Origin of the sequence: Arthrobacter sp. ZGTC131 (assembly GCF_002929275.1) — a bacterium.
Taxonomy (GTDB): domain Bacteria; phylum Actinomycetota; class Actinomycetes; order Actinomycetales; family Micrococcaceae; genus Arthrobacter.
The window spans coordinates 14781-36617 of the sequence record NZ_PJIK01000007.1 but is presented as its reverse complement, the minus strand read 5'-3'; the positions used below and the strand labels follow the sequence as shown (position 1 = coordinate 36617).

At 62.1% G+C, this 21837-nt stretch carries 17 protein-coding genes and 1 pseudogene; 7 read left to right on the top strand and 11 right to left on the bottom strand.

Features of this window, described 5'->3' with window-relative positions; all coding sequences use genetic code 11:
* Nucleotides 1–2 precede the first annotated feature (2 nt).
* From CXQ90_RS10460 to benA, 5 genes are all read right to left on the bottom strand, one after another.
* On the bottom strand, nucleotides 3–2834 hold the full coding sequence (locus tag CXQ90_RS10460) for an AAA family ATPase (RefSeq protein ID WP_104139186.1): 2832 nt from the start codon (nucleotides 2832–2834) through the stop codon (nucleotides 3–5).
* Nucleotides 2835–2895: 61 nt separating this feature from the next.
* A complete protein-coding gene (benD, locus tag CXQ90_RS10455; RefSeq protein ID WP_104138981.1) occupies nucleotides 2896–3720 on the bottom strand; it encodes a benzoate diol dehydrogenase BenD in 825 nt (274 codons plus the stop codon).
* 2 nt (nucleotides 3721–3722) lie between these two features.
* Entirely contained in the window at nucleotides 3723–5297 is a 1575-nt protein-coding gene (gene benC, locus CXQ90_RS10450; RefSeq protein WP_104138980.1) for a benzoate 1,2-dioxygenase electron transfer component BenC, read from the bottom strand.
* A gap of 171 nt (nucleotides 5298–5468) precedes the next feature.
* Nucleotides 5469–6005 (bottom strand): benzoate 1,2-dioxygenase small subunit, encoded by a 537-nt coding sequence (gene benB / locus CXQ90_RS10445; protein WP_104138978.1) that lies wholly within the window; start codon nucleotides 6003–6005, stop codon nucleotides 5469–5471.
* Between the two features lie 35 nt (nucleotides 6006–6040).
* The gene (gene benA, locus CXQ90_RS10440) at nucleotides 6041–7423 is read right to left on the bottom strand and encodes a benzoate 1,2-dioxygenase large subunit (protein ID WP_104138976.1); all 1383 of its coding nucleotides are present in this window, start codon (nucleotides 7421–7423) and stop codon (nucleotides 6041–6043) included.
* 339 nt (nucleotides 7424–7762) lie between these two features.
* On the opposite strand from benA, the gene catA reads away from it, so the two are divergent.
* The 4 genes from catA (at nucleotide 7763) to CXQ90_RS10420 (ending at nucleotide 11537) form a co-directional block, all read left to right on the top strand.
* Complete coding sequence (gene catA / locus CXQ90_RS10435; protein WP_181038517.1) at nucleotides 7763–8647, top strand: catechol 1,2-dioxygenase; 885 nt, start codon at nucleotides 7763–7765, stop codon at nucleotides 8645–8647.
* 126 nt (nucleotides 8648–8773) lie between these two features.
* Nucleotides 8774–9874, top strand: a complete 1101-nt coding sequence (locus CXQ90_RS10430) for a mandelate racemase/muconate lactonizing enzyme family protein (RefSeq protein ID WP_104138973.1) — start codon at nucleotides 8774–8776, stop codon at nucleotides 9872–9874.
* 21 nt (nucleotides 9875–9895) lie between these two features.
* On the top strand, nucleotides 9896–10174 hold the full coding sequence (catC, locus tag CXQ90_RS10425; protein WP_104138972.1) for a muconolactone Delta-isomerase: 279 nt from the start codon (nucleotides 9896–9898) through the stop codon (nucleotides 10172–10174).
* 73 nt (nucleotides 10175–10247) lie between these two features.
* Nucleotides 10248–11537 carry a benzoate/H(+) symporter BenE family transporter gene (locus CXQ90_RS10420; protein WP_104138970.1) on the top strand — a complete coding sequence of 430 codons (1290 nt, stop codon included), beginning with the start codon at nucleotides 10248–10250 and terminating at the stop codon, nucleotides 11535–11537.
* A 408-nt stretch (nucleotides 11538–11945) separates the two neighbouring features.
* On the opposite strand, the gene solA is transcribed toward CXQ90_RS10420, so the two are convergent.
* The 6 genes and pseudogenes from solA to CXQ90_RS10390 form a co-directional block, all read right to left on the bottom strand.
* Nucleotides 11946–13139: an N-methyl-L-tryptophan oxidase gene (gene solA, locus CXQ90_RS10415; RefSeq protein WP_104138969.1), complete on the bottom strand. Its 1194-nt coding sequence runs from the start codon at nucleotides 13137–13139 to the stop codon at nucleotides 11946–11948.
* A pseudogene (locus tag CXQ90_RS10410) lies at nucleotides 13136–13833 on the bottom strand (D-2-hydroxyacid dehydrogenase). Before CXQ90_RS10410 ends, solA begins: the two are co-directional and overlap by 4 nt.
* 347 nt (nucleotides 13834–14180) lie before the next feature.
* Nucleotides 14181–15314 (bottom strand): tartrate dehydrogenase, encoded by a 1134-nt coding sequence (locus tag CXQ90_RS10405; protein ID WP_104138967.1) that lies wholly within the window; start codon nucleotides 15312–15314, stop codon nucleotides 14181–14183.
* Nucleotides 15311–16861 carry an aldehyde dehydrogenase family protein gene (locus tag CXQ90_RS10400; RefSeq protein ID WP_104138966.1) on the bottom strand — a complete coding sequence of 517 codons (1551 nt, stop codon included), beginning with the start codon at nucleotides 16859–16861 and terminating at the stop codon, nucleotides 15311–15313. Before CXQ90_RS10400 ends, CXQ90_RS10405 begins: the two co-directional genes overlap by 4 nt.
* 17 nt (nucleotides 16862–16878) lie before the next feature.
* Nucleotides 16879–18156: an FAD-binding oxidoreductase gene (locus tag CXQ90_RS10395; protein WP_104138964.1), complete on the bottom strand. Its 1278-nt coding sequence runs from the start codon at nucleotides 18154–18156 to the stop codon at nucleotides 16879–16881.
* Nucleotides 18157–18183: 27 nt separating this feature from the next.
* Complete coding sequence (locus CXQ90_RS10390) at nucleotides 18184–18858, bottom strand: haloacid dehalogenase type II (protein ID WP_104138962.1); 675 nt, start codon at nucleotides 18856–18858, stop codon at nucleotides 18184–18186.
* A gap of 351 nt (nucleotides 18859–19209) precedes the next feature.
* On the opposite strand from CXQ90_RS10390, the gene CXQ90_RS10385 reads away from it, so the two are divergent.
* Genes CXQ90_RS10385 through CXQ90_RS10375 form a run of 3 tightly spaced genes read left to right on the top strand, consistent with a single transcriptional unit; the run spans nucleotide 19210 to nucleotide 21835 of the window.
* Complete coding sequence (locus tag CXQ90_RS10385; protein ID WP_104138961.1) at nucleotides 19210–20130, top strand: ABC transporter substrate-binding protein; 921 nt, start codon at nucleotides 19210–19212, stop codon at nucleotides 20128–20130.
* A gap of 44 nt (nucleotides 20131–20174) precedes the next feature.
* Nucleotides 20175–21071: an amino acid ABC transporter permease gene (locus CXQ90_RS10380; protein ID WP_104138959.1), complete on the top strand. Its 897-nt coding sequence runs from the start codon at nucleotides 20175–20177 to the stop codon at nucleotides 21069–21071.
* A complete protein-coding gene (locus CXQ90_RS10375) occupies nucleotides 21068–21835 on the top strand; it encodes an amino acid ABC transporter ATP-binding protein (RefSeq protein ID WP_104138958.1) in 768 nt (255 codons plus the stop codon). The genes CXQ90_RS10380 and CXQ90_RS10375 overlap by 4 nt, the downstream gene beginning before the upstream one ends.
* Nucleotides 21836–21837 lie beyond the last annotated feature (2 nt).

The window sequence follows — 21837 nt, the reverse complement described above, 5'->3', positions numbered from 1 at the left end:
CCTCAGTCCGTAGGGCGGAAACGTGCGGCCAGTTCGCTGCGGGAGCGGATCCCGAACTTCCCATAGATGCGGGTCAGGTGATACTGGACAGTCTTGTCGGCCAGGAACAGTGCACGGGCAGCCTCTTTGTTGGTAGCCCCGGCCGCCACGAGTTCCGCCACTGACTGCTCCTGGGCCGTGAGCTGGACCTGCGGTCCAGTCACGGCAACGAGCACGGCGTCAGATGGATCGGGCATGCTGCCGACGTCCAGGCCTGTCGCCTTCAGCTCCCGATCGCATCTGTCGACATACGTGGCAGCGCCCAGAGAATCATAGAGATCCCTGGCCACGCGCAACACTGAGGATGCCAAGCGCCTTTTTCCGGCGCGTCGCATGCTTTGCCCGAAGGCAAAGCTCACCCGGGCCCGCAGATATGGCCGGTTGAGCCCTCGCAGATGCCCCAACGCCGTCTCGAAATGCTCCCGGGCTATGTCGGGATCTCCCTGCGCGGCAACCAGCCGGCCCCGCGCCCACGCCATTCTTGCCAGATCTGACGGCACGGCCCGCTCCCGCGGCACCTGCTCGAAGGCGGAAAGGAAAGCGTCGGCCGTATCCAACTGGTCGGTCATGACCAGGGCGTTAACGTAGGAGTCCTGCCACGGCCAAAACGACACCCTGCTCTCTGTCCAAGGGTCCAGCTCCGTCAATGGTTGCAGCACAGCCAAAGCGCTTTCGTAATCCGCCCGTGCCTCATGGAAGCGTGCCCGGGCCAGGCTGGCAGGGACCTGCATGGCGCGATAGGTGCCCGGCTGCACCGCCGCCTGGGAGACGTAGTACCGTGCACGGTCCCAATCCCCACGCAGTGACCACAACTCAGCGGCTGTCCAATACAGTAAGGGGCGGATCAGCGGCATCCGGGAGGTCTCGAGCCGCACCGAGGCGCGTGCAACCGTGGCCGCGGCCGCGTCCCAGTTGCCGAGCACAAGCTGGGTGCGGGCCAACCACGCCTCTGCCCACAGCGAAATCCGCAACGAGCCGCCGCGGAATTCAGTCGGGGCAGCGGCTTCGAAATTCACAAGCGCTGTCTCTGCGTCATCCAGCCGCAGGGCCAGCCATCCGGCTCCCATCTGCACGCGTTGCTTTTGGGCGTTCTCGGACGCGTGTTCGAAAGCCCGGCGATAGGAGGCCTCGGCTTCGGACAGCCTGCCCTGGGCGTAAAGTCCCAGCCCGTAGATGGCTTCAGATTCGATGTGGGCGGGGGTACCCGCCTGTGTCAGGGACATGGCCTGCTCCGCCCAACGGGTGATGACAGGGCCATCCCAGGAAGCCACCCCGTGCAGGACCAAGCGTTGGGCCACCTGCGCGGCGGCCGTCGGGTCCTGTTGCGGGTTGCTTGTTCGCCAGGCCATTTCCAACTGGGTTTGGGCGCTGTGGTTCTGTCCGGACGCAGTGGAAAGGTAGCCAAGAACGGAGGAACGCAGCGGCGAGGGCGCCATGGCGTCGACGGCGGCGGCCCACATTTGGGCCTGGGCAATGTTGCCGGACCCCACGAGGGCATCTATTGCTCTCAGCTGGCGATCGTTGCCGACCCGGACGTCACCCGAGAGCCGGGACGCGGAAAACAGTGCGGTCGAGACATCGTGCCATGCACCTACGAGAGCCTGTTGCCGAGCGTACTCCTCAAGCTCCGCGGCCAAGGCCTCATCCGGTCCCGGGGTAGCCGACACCCGGTGACCTAGGCGGTCGCCCTCATTCTGCACCGAGTCCGCAGCCCTGCGGTGCAGGCGAATGCGCCGGCTGGGTGCAATCTGCTCGTAGACGGACTCGGCGGTTCCTGTTTCGAAGAATGTCACCAGCGAATGAGCCTGGTCCACCGACAGGCCCAGCAGTCCGGCCCGGTGGCCCTCGTCCAGGGCATCCATCACGGATTCGACCCCACTGACACGGGCAACCTCAGCCACCCCGGCATTGCGGCCGAGCACGGACGTGGCCTCAGCCACTGCCACCAGGTCGGGGGACGCGGCTTCAAGGAGGCTACGCACCTGGGCCCGCACGCGTGAGCTCGGAGGCAGGGACGAGAACCACGTCTGCCAGGTTTCCGGAGGAAGCTCGCCGAGAAGTTCGACAACCGGTTGCGGCCATCCCCCGGTATGACGCACAATCTCGTGGGCGGCCGTCGCGTTCAGATCGATGCCAAACCAACGTCGTGCGAGCTCCTGGACCCGCTGCGGTGACAGGGGATCCAGTGGAAGGCGGGAAACCTGATGACCGGTCAGGAAAGCCAACACGCCCGCCGGCACCAGCCGGGCCTGAGCGCAATCCAAGGTGACCAGGAACAGGATTCTTTTGCTGCGCAGCCGGCGCATGACAAAGACGAGGACGTGGAGACTTTCTGCGTCCAGATGCTGGACGTCGTCAACGGCAACCACCACGGTCCCGTGCAATTGAAGCCCGTCGAGGTGTGCACCCAGAGTAGACGCATAGTTGGCGGCCTGGGAGGGGGTGAGTATGCCGGCCAGATCCGCAGGGCGGCGGTTTCCTCGGCCAGGGTCCTTTGCCGAGCGCAGCGGCGGGGTGACCATGAGCTGGGAGTAACCGGCGAGCGGGAGCTGCGCCTCCCATTCATCGCCCGTGGCGGACAACACCCTCACGCCACGCGCGACGCCCCGGCAGTGCTCCAGGAAAAGGTTCAACACCGCCGTCTTCCCGGATCCCCGGGGGCCGCTGATTACCACCGTACGCACGTTGCCTTTACGCACAGTGCGGAGCGTCTCCAGTAACTCCTCGAAGACCTCGGCATGGCCGAGCAGCGCCAGGTCCTCCTCAGGGTTGCCGTGGTGGTGGCCCGGAATCATGCTGGCAAGCTTACTCGACCGCGCGTCGCTGCCCCGCCAGCGGTTTTCAGTCACAGCGGGTTCAGCCCAGGTCTCCGCCTGCCACCGGAAGGATGCTGCCAGTGACATAGGATGCTTCGTCGGAGGCGAGGAATACGATGGGCGCTGCCTGTTCGTCCAGTGTGCCGTACCGCTTCAAAAAGGATGATTCAACGGTCTGGTCCACAATGGTCTGGTACCACGCCTTTTCGGTGGTTGACTCGGCTTCCGGTCCGCGCTTGACCTTTCGTGGCGGGGCTTCCGTGCCTCCGGGGGCGGTAGCAACCACGCGGATGCCGCGCCCGGCAACCTCCATGGCCAGGGACTGGGTGAGGGCGTTGACACCGCCCTTCGCTGCGGCGTAGGGGACGCGGTGCATTCCGCGGGTGGCCACTGAGGAGACGTTGACGATGGTGCCCGAGTCCTGTGCGAGCATCGCCGGGAGGACGGCGCGGCAGGACCACAGGGTGGGGAACAACGAACGGCGGATCTCCCGCTCAATCTTCTCCTCGTCGTATTCTTCGAAGGGGCGGGCCCAAATTGTTCCTCCCACGTTATTGATGAGCACGTCAACCCTGCCGTGGAGGGCCAAGGCCGCGTTCACTGCCTGTTCTGCTCCGGTGAAGCTTTCCAGGTCCGCCGTGACGGAGCTGGCTGACCCGCCGCAGCCAGACTCCTGGGCGGCTTCCTGGATACCCTTGGCAACGTCCTGCACAATGTCGGCGCGGTCAACCAGGACCACCGAGCCTCCTTCGGCCCCGATCCTCTCCGCGACCTTCTGCCCGATTCCCTGGGCCGCGCCGGTGACCACTGCCACTTTGCCGGCGAAGCGGCCGGGCGTGATGAACTGTCCTGAGTACGCCGCCACCCTCAGAAACCCTTGTCCGTGGCGTTGATCGCTTCGGCCATGGTGCCCTTTGCATCGCGGGCGTGAGCCATGATGACTTCCCGGGCCCGCTCCTTGTCGCCGCGCTCAAACGCGTCCACGACATCCAGGTGGTCCTGGGCGACCCGCTCAAAGATATGCGTGCCCTCTGCAAAAGTGGCTGCCATTTGGGCGTGGACGTCGAGCCGACGGTAGGACTCCAGCAGCATGGGATTGTCGGAGATCATGAACAGGTACTCGTGGAACTCTTCATTGGTCCTGACATACTCTTCCGGGTCAAGGACCCTTCCAGCGTCCACCGCACGGGTGGTCGCTTCGGCAAGGCGACGGAACTGGTGCAACTGCTCCTTGCTAAGGCGGTCCAACATCAGCTCGGTCACGGCAAGTTCAAGGCCCATGCGCGCGTCCAGGTGGGCGAAACTGTCCTCCTTCCTGAACTCGAGCCGGCCGGTCTCCAAGGACGAAATGGCTTCCACGCGGCTGATGATGTCTCCTGCCGTCTCCAGCTTCTCCACGGGGGCCGGCGCACCCGTCTCGGCGTCCCCGCCGGTGGTCTCCTTGGGGGCGAAACGCTCGAAATAGAAGTTGGCTGGCTGGATGTCCTCGGTGTCCAGCCACTTGGAGACGGCATTGACCATGGGCGGCGGTCCGCAAAGGTAGATATCGACGTCGCCATCGTTGAGGTGAGACTGCTGGATGATCTGCGTGACGTAGCCCGTATGCGGTGCGGAAGTCCCTGGCTCTGAGGCGATGTAGTCCCAGGTGAAGGTCGGCAACTTAGCTTCGTAGGTGCGCAGCCAGTCGAGTCCCACGATGTCGGCTTCACGGGAGACGCCATAAATCAGATGGACCGGCGTGGCCGGTGGGTTCTCGGACAATTTCTCCAGAATTGACAGGAGCGGGGCAAGGCCGGTGCCGCCTGCCAGCAGGAGCAGGGGGCGCTTGGGCTCGCGAAGGAAGAAGGAACCGTAAGGGCCGGTGAATTCAATGGTGTCCCCTACTGCCGCGCGGTCACGCAGGTACTCGGACATCGCGCCCTGCGGCGTTATGCGCACCATGAAGGACGCGTCCATCCCTTCGGGGCCGTTGCTGAACGAGTATGAGCGCTCCGCGTCGGTGCCCGGGACCTTGATGTTGACGTACTGGCCGGGCAGGAAAGCCAGGGCTTCCCGGTTCTGCACTTCCAGAGCGAAGGAGATGGTGGACTCCGAGTGCTTGTCGAGTTCCTTCAGCGTGGAAGTGAAAGTGACGGCTGAGGTTTTCGCGGATTCGGAGGTTGCCGGGATCTGGATGGCGAGGTCCGATTCCGGAACGGCCTGGCAGGTGAGGAGGTAGCCCTTCTCAAGCTCCTCTTCGGTCATTGCGTCGTCGATATAGTCGCCTGGGTCGAAAGAGCCGGAGTCGCAAAACGCCTTGCACGTGCCGCAGGCGCCATCCCGACAGTCTGAGGGGATGTTGATGCGCGCCTTGTACGCGGCGTCCATGACGGTCTCGTAGTCGCCGACTTTGATGACTTTGGTGACGCCATCTTCGAAACTGAGGGCTACCTGATGGCCCATGATTCCTCCTGGTTGGGGGTCGCGTCCTCGCAACCCCCGGAAAGTTAGTGCGGTTATTCTCTTGCGAGCAGATGTGGCGGCGGGCCGATCCTGTACGGCGCAGCTGCTGACGCGGCGGGCCGATCCTGTACGGCGCGGCTGCTGCCGCGCCGTACAGGTGCCGGGATGCCGTCAGACCATGTAGACGTCCACCACGTGGTGGATGTAGTCGTTCTTCAGTACAACCTTCTTTTTCAGGATCACCGGCTGCTCCCCGGAGAGGTCGATCGTGTAGAAGCTCGTGCCGAAATAGGTGTCGGTGGTGTTGTACCGGAAGTACAGGGTGAACCAGTTGAAGCGGACCTTGACCTGGCCGCCGTCGTGCTCCAGGACTTCAACATCCGTGATGTTGTGCCCGGTGCGCGGCTCAGGGAGGGAGGTAGCGGACGAGCGGTCCGTCTTGATCCGGAAGACCCGGTCCTCGATGCCACCACGGTTGTCGTAATAGATGAGCGAGATCTCGTTCTGGGGGTCCACCGTGAGCCGGTCGTCGACATCCCACGCCGGCATCCAGTACTCGGAGTCCGGGTGGTAGCACTGGAGCCACTCGTCGAACTGGCGGTCGTCCAGTAGCCGGGCTTCGCGGTAAAGGAAGGCGCGAACAGTCTCGAGGGTTGCGATTTCATCGGCGCTCTTGAGCGCAGTCACGGAGTTAATCAGGTTGGCCATTGGTTTCAGCACTCTCTGTGGGGATCGGATCTCGATTAGGCCGTGACCGGAACGGATTCCTGGGCAACGGGTTCCGCCTCCGCGAGGGCTTTGTCCATGACTTCCTTCCAGTACCCGTGCTGGATCGGGTAGAGCCCCTCGTCTTCGGTGCGCACTCCCGAGGCGATTACCCGCGTCATGCCCAGCGCTGTGGCCTGCTCGTCAGGACCGGCAATCTCGTGAGTGGAGCCCCGCGTCATGTCGTTCCACGGCGCGGACGTGGCCCAGTAGGTCTTATTGCAGGACCGGAACTCCTCGAGGTCGTCCGGCGTGGCCATGCCTGTGGCGTTGAAGAAGTCCTCGTACTGGCGGATGCGCTTTGAGCGGTTTTCCTGGGATTCACCCTTTGGCGCGATGCAGTAGATCGTCACCTCGGTCTGGTCCGCTGAGATGGGACGGAAGTGACGGATCTGCGAGGAGAACTGGTCCATGATGTACACGTTCGGGTACAGGCACAGGTTGCGTGAGATGTTGATCATGAAGTTTGCCATCTCTTCGCCGTACTTTTCGACAAGCTCGTCGCGTCGGTCCCACAAGGGACGGTCCTCGGGGTTGGTCCACTCCTGCCACAGCAGCAGGTGCCCGTGATCGTAGGAATAGAAGCCGCCTTTAACCTTGCCCCACTTGCCGGCGTCCATGGCCTTGGTCTTGTTGGCGGAATCACCGGCGGTGCGGCGGGCAGTCGTCGCGGCGTAGTTCCAGTGCACGGCAGTGACGTGGTAGCCGTCGGCGCCGTTTTCCGCCTGGACCTTCCAATTGCCGTCATAGGTGTAGGTGGAAGCCCCCCGCAGGACTTCGAGTCCGTCCGGGGACTGGTCCACAATCGAATCGATGACCTTGGTGGCATCGCCCAGGTGTTCCTCCAGCGGGAGGACGTCAGCGTTCAATGAGCCGAACAGGAAGCCCCGGTAGGAGTCGAAGCGGGCTACCTTGGTGAGGTCGTGTGAGCCTTCCTTGTTGAAGGTCTCGGGGTATCCGGCATTCCGGGAGTCCTTGACCTTAAGGAGCTCTCCGGAGTTCTTGAATGTCCAGCCGTGGAAAGGACATGTGAAAGTAGTCCTGTTGTCCGTCTTGCGCCTACACAGCATGGCGCCACGATGGGAGCAGGCGTTGACAATGCAGTTGATCTTCTCGTCCTTGTCCCGGGTAAGGACAACGGGAGTACGGCCGATGTACGTGGTGAAGTAGTCCCCCACGTTGGGAATCTGAGATTCATGGGCCAAGTAAACCCAGTTGCCCTCGAAGATGTGCTTCATCTCCAATTCAAAGATTTCCTGGTCGGTGAAGATTTCACGCTTCGCCCGGATGACGCCGTTCTCCCGATCGTCGACGACGGCGTCTGCCAGGACTTCACGGACACGTGTCAGATTCTCGGTCATGGTGTGCTCCTTCTTTGGAGAGGGTGAGGGTGGGCGGGCAGCGACTGTGCGGCCCCGTTTTCAACCCCTCGGGCGGAATGAATGTGTCCCACCAAGTTTGCTGCAAGGTGACCACGCTCACATCAGGCAAAACCCTAGTACGGACCAAGGGTGTTTTTATGTATGTTTGAAGACATAATCACGGCAATATCAGTCATTGTTTCGTCCTTATCGGCTGACTAGCATGAGATGGACGTCACGTGAAGCCGGCGAACCTGTGGGTGCACGGCCTGCGGCCGGCGCGTTTCGGGGGACGGGCTCATATCCGTTCCCGATGCATCTAGGAGTGTGGAGATCACTATGACTGAGAATCAGTTGGACACCCGCCAGGAAAATGAGGGTACCGCTGTGGAGGCCGGTTCGAAGGCGACCGAGCGCTTCGCCGCTTCGGGCAAGCTCGCAGGAACGGGGGTTCCCAAGGAGCGCGTTAGCTTGCTCGCCGGCGCCCTCATCAAAGCCGCTAACGACATCGTCGTCGAACACGAAGTCACCTACGAGGAGTACAACGCCCTGAAAGCCTGGCTGATCAAGGTGGGCAACGATGGCGAGTGGCCGCTATTCCTCGACGTGTGGCTTGAGCACACCGTGGAGGATGTCAACTCCCAGGACCGGCCAGGTACGAAAGGGACCATCGAGGGACCCTATTACGTCCCGAACTCGCCTGTGCTGGATTCCCCCGCCACGCTTGAGATGCGTGATGACGAAGCTGGTGTTCCGCTGCAGTTCAGCGGCCGGTTCACCGACACCGACGGCAACCCGATCCAGGGTGCACAGCTTGAGATTTGGCATGCGGACGCGGCGGGCTTCTACTCCCAGTACGCCCCGGGCCTGCCGGACTGGCTGTTCCGCGCCAACGTGCAGGCCGACAGCAACGGACAATTCGTCCTTCACACCATGCGCCCGGCTCCCTACCAGATTCCCACTGACGGGGCCTGTGGGCAGCTGATCAGTGCTGCGGGCTGGCATGCCTGGCGCCCGGCCCATATTCACATCAAGGTCTCAGCGCCCGGCTATCAGTCTGTAACCCAGCAGCTTTACTTCCCCGGTGACCCGCACAATGCGGACGACATTGCTTCGGCTGTCAAGCCGGAGCTGATGCTCAACACCACACCGCGTACAGACGGCGCTGCCGGCGAAGAAGCCTCATATGACTACGTCCTCGCCAAAGTGGGACAGTCCAAGTAGGAACTCCCGTGACGTGGCCGGGTTCATAGCTTCCGTCCAATGAGGTGCCCCAGGGAAATGAGCCCTGGGGCACCGTTCTTCCCAGCACTACTGGACTGCCTGGCACTACCGAAAGGAACCGAGCCGTTGAAGATCGAGCGGATCGAAGTGATCCCGTACTCTATCCCGTACACACACCCCCTGAAGTTCGCCAGCGGCGAGGTGGCAAACGCTGACCACGTTCTTGTGCGTGTGTACACGGACGACGGCGTCGTAGGAGTTGCAGACGCCCCTCCCCGTCCTTATACCTACGGCGAGACACAAGAGTCCATCGGGACGATCATCGAGAGGACCTTCGCCCCACAGCTGATCGGCCTCGAGATTATGGACCGGGAGCAGATCCATGCAGTAATGCGCCGGACCATTCACAACCAGGTGGCCAAGGGCGCCGTAGACATCGCGGTGTGGGACGCGATCGGCAAAACGCTCCGAACTCCGGTGCACAAGCTACTGGGTGGGTTTACCGACCGAATGCGGGTCAGCCACATGCTCGGCTTCCGGCCGGCGCAGGAACTCCTCGACGAGGCCCTGCGTTTCGGCGAGCAATACGGCATCACCACCTTCAAGCTGAAAGTGGGCCGGCGGCCGCTCTCACTTGACGTGGAGGCCTGCCACGTGCTGCGCGAGGGACTGGGCGAAGACGTGGAGATATACCTTGACGCGAACCGCGGCTGGACCGCGAACGAAGCCCTCGAGGTGCTCCGGAGGACTGAGGGACTTGGGCTGACCATGCTCGAGGAACCGTGTGACGCCAAGGAAGCGCTGAGCCGCCGCCGGCTGGTCGACAAATCGCCAATACCGGTGGTGGGCGATGAATCCGTCCCCACGGCCGGGGACGCGTCCCGGGAGCTGCTTTCCGGCGGCTGCAATGCCATCTGCATCAAGACCGCCCGTTCCGGCTTCACCGAGGCCACCGAGATACTGGGGCTGTGCACCGGGCTCGGCGTGGATGTGACCATGGGCAACCAGATCGACACCCAGATCGGCTCGCTGGCCACCGTCACCTTCGGCGCCGCCCACGAGGCCACGAGCCGCCGGGCAGGGGAACTGTCGAACTTCCTCGATATGGCCGACGACCTGCTGTCCGATCCGCTTCGCATAATCGACGGCACGATCGCCGTGCGCGATCTGCCGGGGGTCGGAGCAGAGATCGACGAGGACAAACTCGCGACCTACCGCCTGTCCTAGCCCGACCGTCAAGGAGAAAAAATGTTGTTTTTGGCCCGCATGGACGTGCAATTCCCAGCGCACCTCTCCACTGAGGACGTCACCCGCATGCAGGGGTTGGAGAAGGAGTATTCCCAGGCCCTGCAACAGGAAGGCCGCCTTGCCTCCATCTGGCGAGTGGTCGGCGAATATGCGAACTATTCGGTGTTCGACGTCGGATCCAACGACGAGCTGCACCAGATCCTGAGCAGCTTCCCGATGTACCCCTTCATGAAAATCACCGTCACACCGTTGGCCAAGCATCCCAACTCCATCCGCTGAGGCATCCATACATCCACTGCGGCGGCCTTTGTGGTCACCAGAATCCCACCTCCGACATCGCTCAGGAGACATCATGCCCCGCTTCCAAAGGGCCGCGTCGGTGGCCACCGGACCACGACCCGGCCCGGTCCATGGAACCCAACCACGCTTCGAACGGCCCATGCTCCGTCCGGCTGGCATGCGGGACATCCTGCGGGACATCGGCCCACACTACGCCTCGAATGGGGTCGTCGGTCTGGCTTTCTCCGCATCCGGGCCGGTAGCGGTCACTCTTACCGTCGGCTCGCTCGGCGGACTGACGGAGGCCCAGCTCGCGTCGTGGGTCTTCGCCATTTTCCTCTCAGCCGGCGCGGCCACCCTGGTCATGTCACTGATCTATCGCCAGCCGTTGGGCTTCGCATGGTCCATCCCGGGGACCGTGCTGTTGGGGCCGTCGCTGCAGCATCTGTCGTTTCCTGAAGTGGTAGGGGCGTTCTTCTCCGCCGGTGTGCTGATTCTCGCACTTGGTTGTTCCGGAGTGGTGCGTCCGATCATGGCCGCGATTCCCGTGCCTATCGTCATGGCAATGGTTGCTGCCGTGTTCCTACGGTTCGGGACGGACATCGTCTCCTCCACGCGGGCCGACCCCGCAGTGGCGGCACCCATGGTGGTGGCGTTCCTTGTACTCACCGCAGTGCCTTCCCTAGGCAAACGCCTCCCTCCGGTACTCGGCACTTTGGTGGCAGGCGTCGTCGCCGTCGTGCTCAGTGGCCGATTCGCGATGTCCCAGGGCGGACCGATCCTGGCCTTGCCCGTGTTCACTGCCCCCGCGTTCACGTGGGCCGCCCAACTGGAACTGGTGATCCCGCTGGCACTCACGGTCCTGGTGGTACAGAACGGACAAGGCGCGGCTGTGCTCCGGGCCGCAGGACACCAGCCTCCGATCAATGTCTTCGCGATAAGCTCCGGCGTCTTCTCCCTGCTCAATGCCATACTCGGCGCGGTCTCCGCCTGCGTCACTGGACCTACCAACGCCCTTCTTACCGCCTCCGGAGAGAAAAAGCGCCACTACACGGCCGCGGTGGTCTACGGACTTCTGTCCCTGCTTTGCGCTTTGCTGGCCCCCACCCTCACCCGACTCATGCTGGCCACCCCCGAAGCTTTCGTCCTGGCCCTGGGAGGAATCGCGATGCTGCGTGCCCTCCAACAGGCCTTCGTTACCGCCTTCGCCACAAACTTCACGCTGGGAGCCCTGGTGACTTTCGTCGTCACGATCTCCGGCCTGGATCTCTTCAACATCCATGCCGCATTCTGGGGCGTTCTCATCGGCTACGCCCTGTCCCGCTTGCTTGAGCGACAGGACCACGCTACGACCACGACCTGACGATTGCCGTTCCACCAGTTCCGGCAGCGCCGCCAGGAAGCAGGGGAATGCCGGACCCTCAGCAGGTGAGGGAAGATCAATTATCGGCGTTCTCGAATCAGCCAAAAAGTGTTGGAAAATACGTCTGCGGTCGACGATCAGCTTGGGCCTTCGCAGCCTGCAGCTTTCGCTAGGGAACGGACGTAAAAACCAGGCAGAGTTCCGGATAATTCAATAAGCCTGCCAGCAATCCTGGCAGGCTTATTGGGTGTGGAAATGGTCACCCTGGCCCGCGGATTGAGCGCCATTGATGAGATGGCGCCGATGGGGGGAGCGTCCAAGAGACGACGGGTGGCTGAGTCGTGGTCGGTTTGTTGGCAACCAAGGTGCCTTCGCTGATCGGTTCACGTCGACGATCCGGCTGGATTTTCAATCATTAGTGCTCAGTGCCAATGACGTGAGTCGCGAGTCCGGTCCGAGGAACCTGGAAGGGTTCATGAAACTTACGTCGGTGGCAGTTGTTCCGTCCAGCACCAGGTCGGCGGCAATAGCTCCCAGTGCAGAGGCCATCTTGAAGCCGTGGCCGGAGAAGCCGACCGCCGCGACGACGCCTTCCATTCCGGGCACCGCCCCCAACAGCCCGGTCTCGTCTGGTAAATGGCCGTCCGCACAAACGGCAACCCTCACCGGGTCCGGAATTAGACCCGGAATGAATTCCCGGATCCATGCCCGGATGGGGTCCAAATACTTAGGGTCCCAAGTAGGAGGCTTCTCCATGGACTCGACTTCGTCCATATAAACGCTCCCCACGACTTTCACCGTCCAACCGTCGGCGCTCGGGAACCCGTAGAACCGGGCTTGATCCGACCTTCCGTCTTCCTCCGCCCTCCTGAGGAAAACCGGCACGTCTTGTCTGGAGAATCCTGATGGGTCCACAGCGGGGAACCATGTCAGGATCTGCGGCAGAACGGAAAGGTGAACACCGAGTTCCTTGCAAACTGCTCCCGCACCGTTGCCCTGCGAGATGATCACCCGGGAGGCAATGATCTCTTCTTGATCGGTCCGGACGATGTACCGGTCACCGTACGTCTCGACGCTGTGCGCTTTCCGGTTTCCCAAGAACTTAGCACCGAGCCGTGCGGCCTCCACCAGGGCGGCCGTCACGGCCCTCTCTGAATTCAAGTAGCCTCCCTCAGGGTCAAAGACCGTGACATCCGTGTCCCTGATCACATGTTCGGGATACTTCGTTCTGGCCTCTTCGCCCCGTAGAAGCTCGCAGTCGAGGCCAGGCTCTTGCGCGGCTGCAATGAGCGATGCCAAGCGCGGGTTGTGCTCGTCATATATCGTGACAGCGCCCGTAGTGTTGAGCAGCCGGGTCCCGCTGACTTTCTCCAGATCACGCCACAGATCCTGTGCCCTCTGCAAGAGGGGTGTGTAATGCCCTCCTTCCACGTATACCTTGCGGAAAATGCGCGATTCCCCAGCGTAGGCAGAGAAGGGGCCGGGGATCGAAAACCTGTCTACTCCAGTGACCCGCAGACCACGGGAGGCGAGCTGCCAACTCACCATGCTTCCTACCGAGCCAACTCCGACGACTACGACGTCCGTTTCGAGGGCAGTCATGCTTCTACCTTGCTTTCCCTTATCGCACGCTGTTGTCCCGATTCCGGGTCTGCCAGGGTAGCAGCGGGACTCGGGACGAAACCGAGGGTTTTGTTCACGATGTTCTGCAGCGGTTCGCCGTGGTTGTACCGCTTGAGGTTCGCCACGAACAGCTTCCCGAGATCGTCGAGGTAATCTTCGGAGTCGCCGCTCATGTGGGGGGTGAGAATGACATTCTCCATACTCCACAACGGATGTCCCGCGGGCAGCGGCTCTGGGTGGACAACATCGAGCGCCGCACCGGCAATGGATCCCGACGTCAGGGCCTCTACCAGCGCCCGGGTCCGGATCAGCTCCCCGCGCCCCACATTGATGAGGTGAGCGGTGGGCTTCATGGCGGAAAGGACGCCGCGTCCACGAGTCCCTTGGTCTCATCGGTAAGCGGTGCGGCCAGCACAAGGTAGTCAAAGTCCTGGACGATCCCCGCCAGGTCCTGGGAAGAGTGAATCTCTTCGAAATACTCGTCCCCGGGGCGCCTGCTGCGCCCGGCACCGCTCACCTGCAGGCCCACGGCACGGAACAGGCCGGCGATCTCGCGTCCGATGGACCCGGTCCCCACCACCAACACACGTTGGCCCTGGATCTTCCGGGTGACCCTGTGCTGCCACCGCTGCTGCGTCTGCAGCCGCAGCGAACCCTGGGCATCCTTCGCCATATCCAGCACGAAACCCAGCGCGAATTCGGCGATCGCACGGCTCAAGACGCCGCGTGAATTCGTGTAAACGACATCGCTGTGGATCAGGTCATCGAACAGCAGCTGGCTGACGCCTGCAGCTGATACGTGCACCCACTTCAGGGACGATGCCGCATCCCAGTTTTCCTTCAGCGCCGGGGAGAACGAATGCCACTGGTACAGGACATCCGCGCCATCCATCGCCTCAGCGAGCCCGTCAGCCTTGGTGAGGCGGACCTCGGCCAGCTCCCCGATTTCCTCCAGCCGGGGCGGCAACGCCTCCCGGTACAGAACGGCGACGACGGGCCGCTCGCGTTCCGAGACCGCCATCACGACGCCGGTGCCGCCGCCGACTTGCCTGCCGCGCTTGCATCGATCCCACAGAGCGCGGCAAAGACATGAATCGCCTCAAGGCCGTCAATCGCAGCCAGGACAGCGGCAGTGAATTCGGACGTCGATGACGGTCCTCCGACGTCGCGGGTGCCTAGGCCTTCCCGGAGGGCGGACTCGAACGCCAACTGCAGGTGCTCAGCAGCCTCGGGGTGGCCGAGGTGCTGGAGCATCATTGCTCCGGACCACATCTGGCCCACCGGGTTTGCCAGTCCCTTGCCTGCAATGTCCGGAGCCGATCCGTGGACGGGTTCGAAGAGGGACGGGAAATCGCCTTCGGGATTCAGATTGGCGCTCGGGGCTACGCCGATGGAGCCCGTGACGGAACTGCCCAGATCCGAAAGGATGTCTCCGAGCAGGTTGGAGGCAACGATCACATCAAGGGTCCAGGGTTTCAGGACCAGATGCGCGGCCAACGCATCTACCAGTTCACTGGTGAGCGTCACGCCCGGGTAGAGGCGGGTTGTTTCCTCCACCACTTCGTCCCAGAACGGCATGGTGTGGATGATGCCGTTACTCTTAGTGGCCGAGGTCAGGTGGCCCTTGCGGGATGATGCGAGCGATGCGGCATAGTGCGCGGCCCTCGATACGCCCAGTCGCGTGAAGATGGTTTCCTGTACAGCGGTCTCGTGGGGCAGCCCGCGGTAAGCCCGGCCGCCCACTTCCGAGTACTCCCCCTCGTTGTTTTCACGCACGATGAGAATATCGATCCGTTCCTTGGACGCAAGAGGCGACTTCACGCCGTCGAGCGTTTTCACCGGACGAAGGTTAATGTACTGCTGGAATTCGCGCCGGATGGGGATCAGGAGACCCCAAAGCGATTCAGCATCGGGCACGGCCGGGGAACCCACGGCGCCCAAGAAGATGGCCTCGTGCTCCGCCAACTGGTCGAGGCCGTCAACGGGCATCATGCGCCCGTGCTGGGCGTAGTAGTCCGATCCCCAGTCGAAATAAGTGAACTGCAAGTTCAGTGAATGGATCTGTGCGATTCGTTCAAGGCATTCGATGGCCGCCGGGACAACTTCCTTGCCGATGCCGTCGCCCGCGATGACCGCGATTTTGTGGGTAGTCATGATGCATTCCGTTCTGAGGTGCCCGCCAGTTGCTGCCAACGGGCGGCTGGCTCGGCCAGTTTGATGATGGTGCTCTTGGGTTCGGTCATCTCACGGACGGCATGCTTGACGCCTTCACGCCCCACGCCGGATTTTTTGAAGCCGCCGAAGGGCATCGAATCGATCCGGACGTCGCTGGTCTCGTTGATCACCACGGCCCCTACCTGCAGCTTGTCGGCAATTGCCAAGGCCATGCCGATGGATTCGGTGAAGACACCGGCTTGGAGTCCGTATTCGGAGTCATTCGCTGCGTGGATTGCGTCCGAGATCTGGATGAACGGCATGATGCTGACCACCGGTCCGAACACTTCCTCCCGGATCACGCGGCAGTCTGACGGCACGTCAGCGAGGACCGTGGGCAGGTAGAAGGTCTTGCGGCGCTGCCCGCCCACGTGGACGGTGGCCCCTGCGTTCCTGGCCTCGTCCACCCATTCCTCTACCCTCCGTGCCTCCGCCTCAGTAATGAGCGGGCCGACGTCCGTGCCGCGATCAAATTTCGCCCCGACGCGGAGCGCCTTGGTTCCGGTGATCACGCGCTCCAGGACCTCGTCGAACAGGGAAATGTGGACGTAGACGCGCTGGACGGACAGGCAGTTCTGGCCGGCCACGCCGAAGGCTCCTGCAACGATCGCCTCAGCAGCCTTGGCCGGTTCGGCGTCCGCGCAAACTATCGTGGCGTTGTTGCCGCCCAGTTCCGAGAGGATCTTTTTGGCGCCCGCGGCGACAGCGATGCGGTCCGCGGTCTTCGGTCCACCGGTGAATGAGATGAGGTCCACCTGCGGGTCGGTCACGATCGCCTCGGACACCCCCGGACCGGAAACAATCGCGGCAAGGCGACCAGCCGGAACCCCGGCCTCCAGCAACAGCTGGATGAATGCCAGCCCGGTGAGCGGCGTGCGGCCTGAGGGTTTAAGTACGACGCCGTTGCCTCCGATGAGTGCTGGGCCAAGCTTGTGTGCCACGAGATTCAGCGGGTCATTGAAGGGCGTAATGGCGGCGACGATTCCCACCGGCTTGCGGTTGTACCAGCCGATCTTGTTCGCTCCGGCCATGCTGTCCTCAAAAGCGAGGGTCTCGCCGGTGAGCTCGCTTGAGGCAGCAGCCGATAGACGCAGGGTTTCAATGGATCGGCGAACTTCACGTTCGGCCTCGGTGATGGTTTTGCTGCTCTCTGCGGCAATGATCTCCGCGAACCGCACCGACTGCCCTGCAAGGAGCCCTGCCGCGCGTTCCAAAGCTTCACGACGCTCCCGGAGGGGCCAGCTGTCGTCCTGGAGGTGGCGATGAAGGTAGGCGACAGCCCGGCGCACATCCTGTGCCGACGATTCACATATATTGCCTAGGAGGACACCGTCCTCCGGATCCCGGACCTCCAGAATCCTGTCGGCTGTCTGCCAACGGCCTTCGAAAAACGCACCGCCTGGCAGTGCGGCTACGCTTGCCCGCTTATAGGCAGTTTCCTCCCCCTTTTTTGGGCGCGCTCCAGCCACGATTGTTGATGAGCTCATTGGAACCTTTACCTTGCTTAGCTGAAACGGTCGATGATCTTCGCGGCTCCGCCAATGAAGGGCAGGAACCACGGAGGGCCGAAGTGGCCGGGCACGGGCGGGTTTTTCAGGTCTTCCCAGACATTTGCGGACTTGTCGCCGGCCATGTAGTGGGCCATGCGCTTGCCCATGTGGGCTGCCATCTGCACGCCATGCCCGCTGTAGCACAGCGAGTAGAACAAGCCGTCATGCACGCCGGCGTGGACCATCTGGTCCATGGAGAGGTCCACGAGGCCGCCCCAGGTGTAGTCCACTTTTACGTTGGCCAGATACGGGAACAGCTGGGTCATTGCTTGATGCAGAATCTCGCCGCTCTTGACGTCCGAATCCGGGCTGGACAGGGCAAAGCGTGCCCGGCCGCCGAAAAGCAGCCTGTTGTCCGGTGTGATTCGGAAGTAGTAAGTCAGCATCTTGCTGTCCGAGGCTTGGCGCCTGTTCGGAAGAATTCGGTTCACCACGTCCTCGGGCAAGGGTTCGGTGACAATGATGAAGCTGCCCACCGGGATCACACGGCGCTGAAGCCACGGGGTGACATTGCCTGTGTAGCCACTGGTGGCTACTAGCACCTGCTTGGCCCGCGTGACGCCACGGGTGGTGTGGACGTCATGGACCGTGCCGGAAACCTTCTTGAGCTCGGTGACACCGGCGTTTTCGCAAATGTCGGCTCCGTTATCGACAGCCACCTTCGCCAGCCCATGCACGAACTTCCCCACGTGGAGGCCAGCACCCAGCGGATCCATCATGGCGCCCTGGTAGAAGTCCGTTCCGATTTCGCTGTGGATCTCGGACTTGGGGATCACCTTAACGTGGTGATCAACCAGGTTCGCGAGCAGCTCCTGCGACTTCAGGAAGCCGTCGTAGTGGGATTTGTGGAACGCCAGCGAGAGCTTGCCGAAGCGCTTGTAGTCGCAGTCGATGCCATTGTCGTGCACCAGCTTCTCGATCGTCTCGATCGCGTCGTTGTATTCGCGGAACATCTCGACGGCACGTGGTGCCCCGTACCGCTTGACTGCCGTGCTGAAGCTAATGGCCAAACCAGTCGTCGCCATTCCCCCGTTACGGCCCGAGGCGCCCCAGCCAACAGTGTGACGTTCGAGAACTGCAACGCTGGCGCCTTGCTTGGCAAACTCCAGGGCCGCGGAAAGTCCCGTGAAGCCGGCACCGATGATGGCGACGTCGACGTTCTCGGGAACCGGAGTGCGCCGGTAGTCGCCGGATGGTTCGGCAGTGTCCAGCCAATAGGGAACAAGTTTCACGGTGTGACCTTTCGCCTCGAAGTCGGTTTAGAGACCGAGGTGCTTGTTGAGCTCGTCCAGGGACTTAACAGTGTTGTAGTCGTAGCCCTCGGTAATGGGGTCATAGCCACGGTCCAGCACCCAGAGGTTCCGGAAGCCCATGTCATGCATCGGATGCATGTCGTACCGCGTGTGCGAGGAGACGTGCAGGAAGTCCTCGGGCTTCGCGTTCAGGGTGTCCAGCATGTACTCAAAAGCCTGGTAGCGCGGCTTGTAGGCCTGCGCCTGCTCAGCGGTAAGCACGGCGTGGAAATCAGCGCCGAGCTTCGGAACACTGATGTCCAGGAAGCTGTCGTCGGCGTTGGACAGAGCCACCAGCTGGTAGTTGTCGCCCATGAGCTTCAGCGGAGCTGGCACGTCCTCGTGGGCAACCCAGCCGCGTACAGCCTCAGCGAACTCTGCGCCGGCACCCACGGTCGGCCCAATGCCCCACCGCTTGCACACCCGGTCAAAGGAATCCTGAAGGATCTGCTCGTAAGGCTTGTAGTCGCCAAGGACCTCGTCGAACCGGTACCCGCGGAACTGCTTCTTGAAGGTCGGCCACTGCTCTTCAGATATGCGGCCATCAAGCAGGCGACGCGTCGTGGGATCAATGTCGAAGTTGATAAGCGTGCCGTAGACATCAAAAGAGATGTACTTCGGCCGGAAGTTCGTGTCTGCCATGTTCGTTCCGTTCTTTCTCGGGAGATGGAAGCGGTCGTCGTCCCTGCGTATGGGAAGTTTTTGGGAAGCGCGCGTTGAGCCGGGAATCGATCCCGGCAGGCTGGAAGATTCCTGCCCGATGACTCGACTCTAAGCGGCCAAATTGTAAATTGTCAACAGTTTGCCGATAGAGATCATGGCCACTCCCCCTCCCCACCCCGTCTCAAAAAAAGTTCCTGTCAATTGTTGACAATCTACTGTTCAAGGAGTTGCATTGCAGTAGAAGACGGAGAGATCCGGATCACATTAGCTAATCTCTTCCTCTTTCCCAGCACCACGTACCAGCTGACGAACCCCTCGAAGGGAAGCACCATGAAGACTCGAAACAAAGCCCAGGCTGCAGCAGCCGGGTTGGCCGTATTGCTCGCGCTGAGTGCATGTGGCGGCACTCCTAGCAGCAGTTCGGCTGACACCAGCAAGACCTCGAATACTGCGGATATCTCTGAAGGTGTCCAGCCTGACCAGGCCGCCGTAGCGCTGCTGCCGCAGTCCTTCAAGGACAAGGGCGAGCTCACGGTCGCCATGGACCTGCACTACCCGCCGACGACCTTCCTCGCGGAGGACAACCAGACCGCGATTGGCCTTAACCCGGACGTCGCCCGGCTCGTTGCGAAGAAGCTTGATCTGAAGCTGAAGTTCGTGGACACGAAGTTCGACACAATCGTCCCCGGCCTCGATGGGGGCCGCTTCGACTTCACCGCCACGACAATGTCCAAGACTGAGGAGCGGCTCCGGGTCCTGGACATGATCGACTACTTCAGGGCCGGCACGTCCGTGGCCGCGGCCGCAGGGAACCCGCTGAACCTCACCGTCGAGGCCCTGTGCGGCAAGAACATCGCCGTCACTCAGGGCTCGACCGGCCAGCTCAAGCGCCTCCCCGCCCTTAACGAGCAGACCTGCACCTCGAAGGGACAGCCGGCGATCAACGCCGTGACGCTGCCCAACGTCCAAGAGGCCCTGACCCAACTGCACTCCAAGCGGATCGACGGCATCCTCTACGACACGACCGCACTCGCATGGGCCGCCAAGCAGCAGCCGAACTCCTTCACCATCATCGGCCGGGTCAACGTCGGATCGAGCGACCTGACCGCTGTCGGCCTGAAGAAGGGCTCGGCGCTAACCCCGGCCTTGCAGGCAGCGCTCCAGTCCGTCCTTGAATCCCCGGAGTACAAGGAGTCCCTCGAGACCTGGGGTCTTGACTCCGGGGCCATCACCGACGCCAAGCTGAACTAGTGGGTTCACAGATGAAGCAAGCAACTATTGAGAGAAGCAAACCGATGAACGGGATGGATCCGGCGCTCAAGCCCCGCCTTCGTCGCAGGAGCACCTTTGAGTATGTCGCCTGGGTAGTCTGCACCCTGGTCGGCCTGGGCATCCTTATCTCCGTTGCGACCAACCCGAACTTCAAGTGGGAAGTCGTCGCGAAGTACTTCACACATGAATCGATTCTTCGCGGCCTGATGCTCACGATCTTCCTCACGGTCGCCAGCATGGCCCTGGGAACGCTTCTGGGTCTGGTCCTTGCCATCATGAGGGCCTCGAGCGTCAAGCCCATTGCGGCCGCGGCCGGGGTCTACATCACGTTGTTCCGCGGCACCCCGGTCCTGGTTCAGTTGATCTTCTGGTTCAACATCGCCGCCCTATACCCGAACCTGACGATCGGTATCCCGTTCACGAACATCGGTACCGCAGTGGACGTGAACGCCCTGATGGGCCCGATCACCGCGGCGCTTATCGGCCTGACCCTGAACGAGGCCGCGTACATGGCCGAGATCATCCGCGGCGGGTTCTCCTCGGTCGGCAAGGGCCAGATCGAAGCCGCAGACTCCCTGGGTATGAGCGGTGCGATGAAGATGCGCAAGGTCATCATCCCCCAGGCCATGCCCTCCATCATCCCGGCCACCGGCAACCAGGTCATAGGCATGTTCAAGGAAACCTCCCTGGTCAGCGTCCTGGGCGTAGCTGAACTCCTCCAAAGCGCCCAGCTGATCTACGCCCGCACCTATGAGACCATCCCGCTGCTTATCGTTGCCAGCGCCTGGTATCTGGTGATGACCCTGCTGCTGAGCTACCCGCAGTCCAAGCTCGAACAAAAATACTCCCGCACAACCTCCAGGCTTCCCCGGAACGCGAAACCCGTTGTGCTCACTGACCCGGAAGGCGCTGCCCGATGAGTACTGACGGAACCATTGTTGCCCTCAAAATCCGAAAGTCATTCGGACCCAAAACAGTCCTCAAAGACATCAACCTGGACATCGCCAGCGGAGAGATCTGCTGCATCATCGGCCCCAGCGGCTCCGGCAAATCCACCGTCCTGCGCTGCATCAACGGTCTCGAAACAGTCGACTCGGGGGTCCTGAAGGTCAACGGCGAAGACTTCGGCTACTACGAAACCGACGACGCCTACCACGCACTGCCCCCCAAGAAACTCGCCGAGCAGCGCACCAGGGTTGGCATGGTCTTCCAGCAGTTCAACCTGTTCCCGAACATGACGGCGAATGAAAACATCATGTCCGGGCCCGTACTGGTCAAAGGCCAGGACAAGAAACAAGCCATAGAACGGGCCCATGAACTGCTCGCCAGTGTCGGCCTGGCCGGCTTCGGGGACTACTATCCGGCCCAGCTTTCCGGCGGACAGCAACAGCGTGTCGCAATCGCCAGGTCCCTCGCCATGGACCCCGAGATCATGCTCTTCGACGAGCCCACATCCGCCCTGGACCCCGAAAAGGTCGGCGAAGTCCTGGCGGTCATGAAGGAGCTCGCCAAGAAGGGGATGACCATGGTGGTGGTCACCCACGAAATGGGCTTCGCCCGCGAAGTGGCCGACTCCCTGGTCTTCATGGACGACGGCTACATCGTCGAACGGGGCGACGCACGGGAAGTCCTCTCCAACCCCAAGGAACCCCGCACCCAGGCCTTCCTGGAACAGGTGCTCTGACC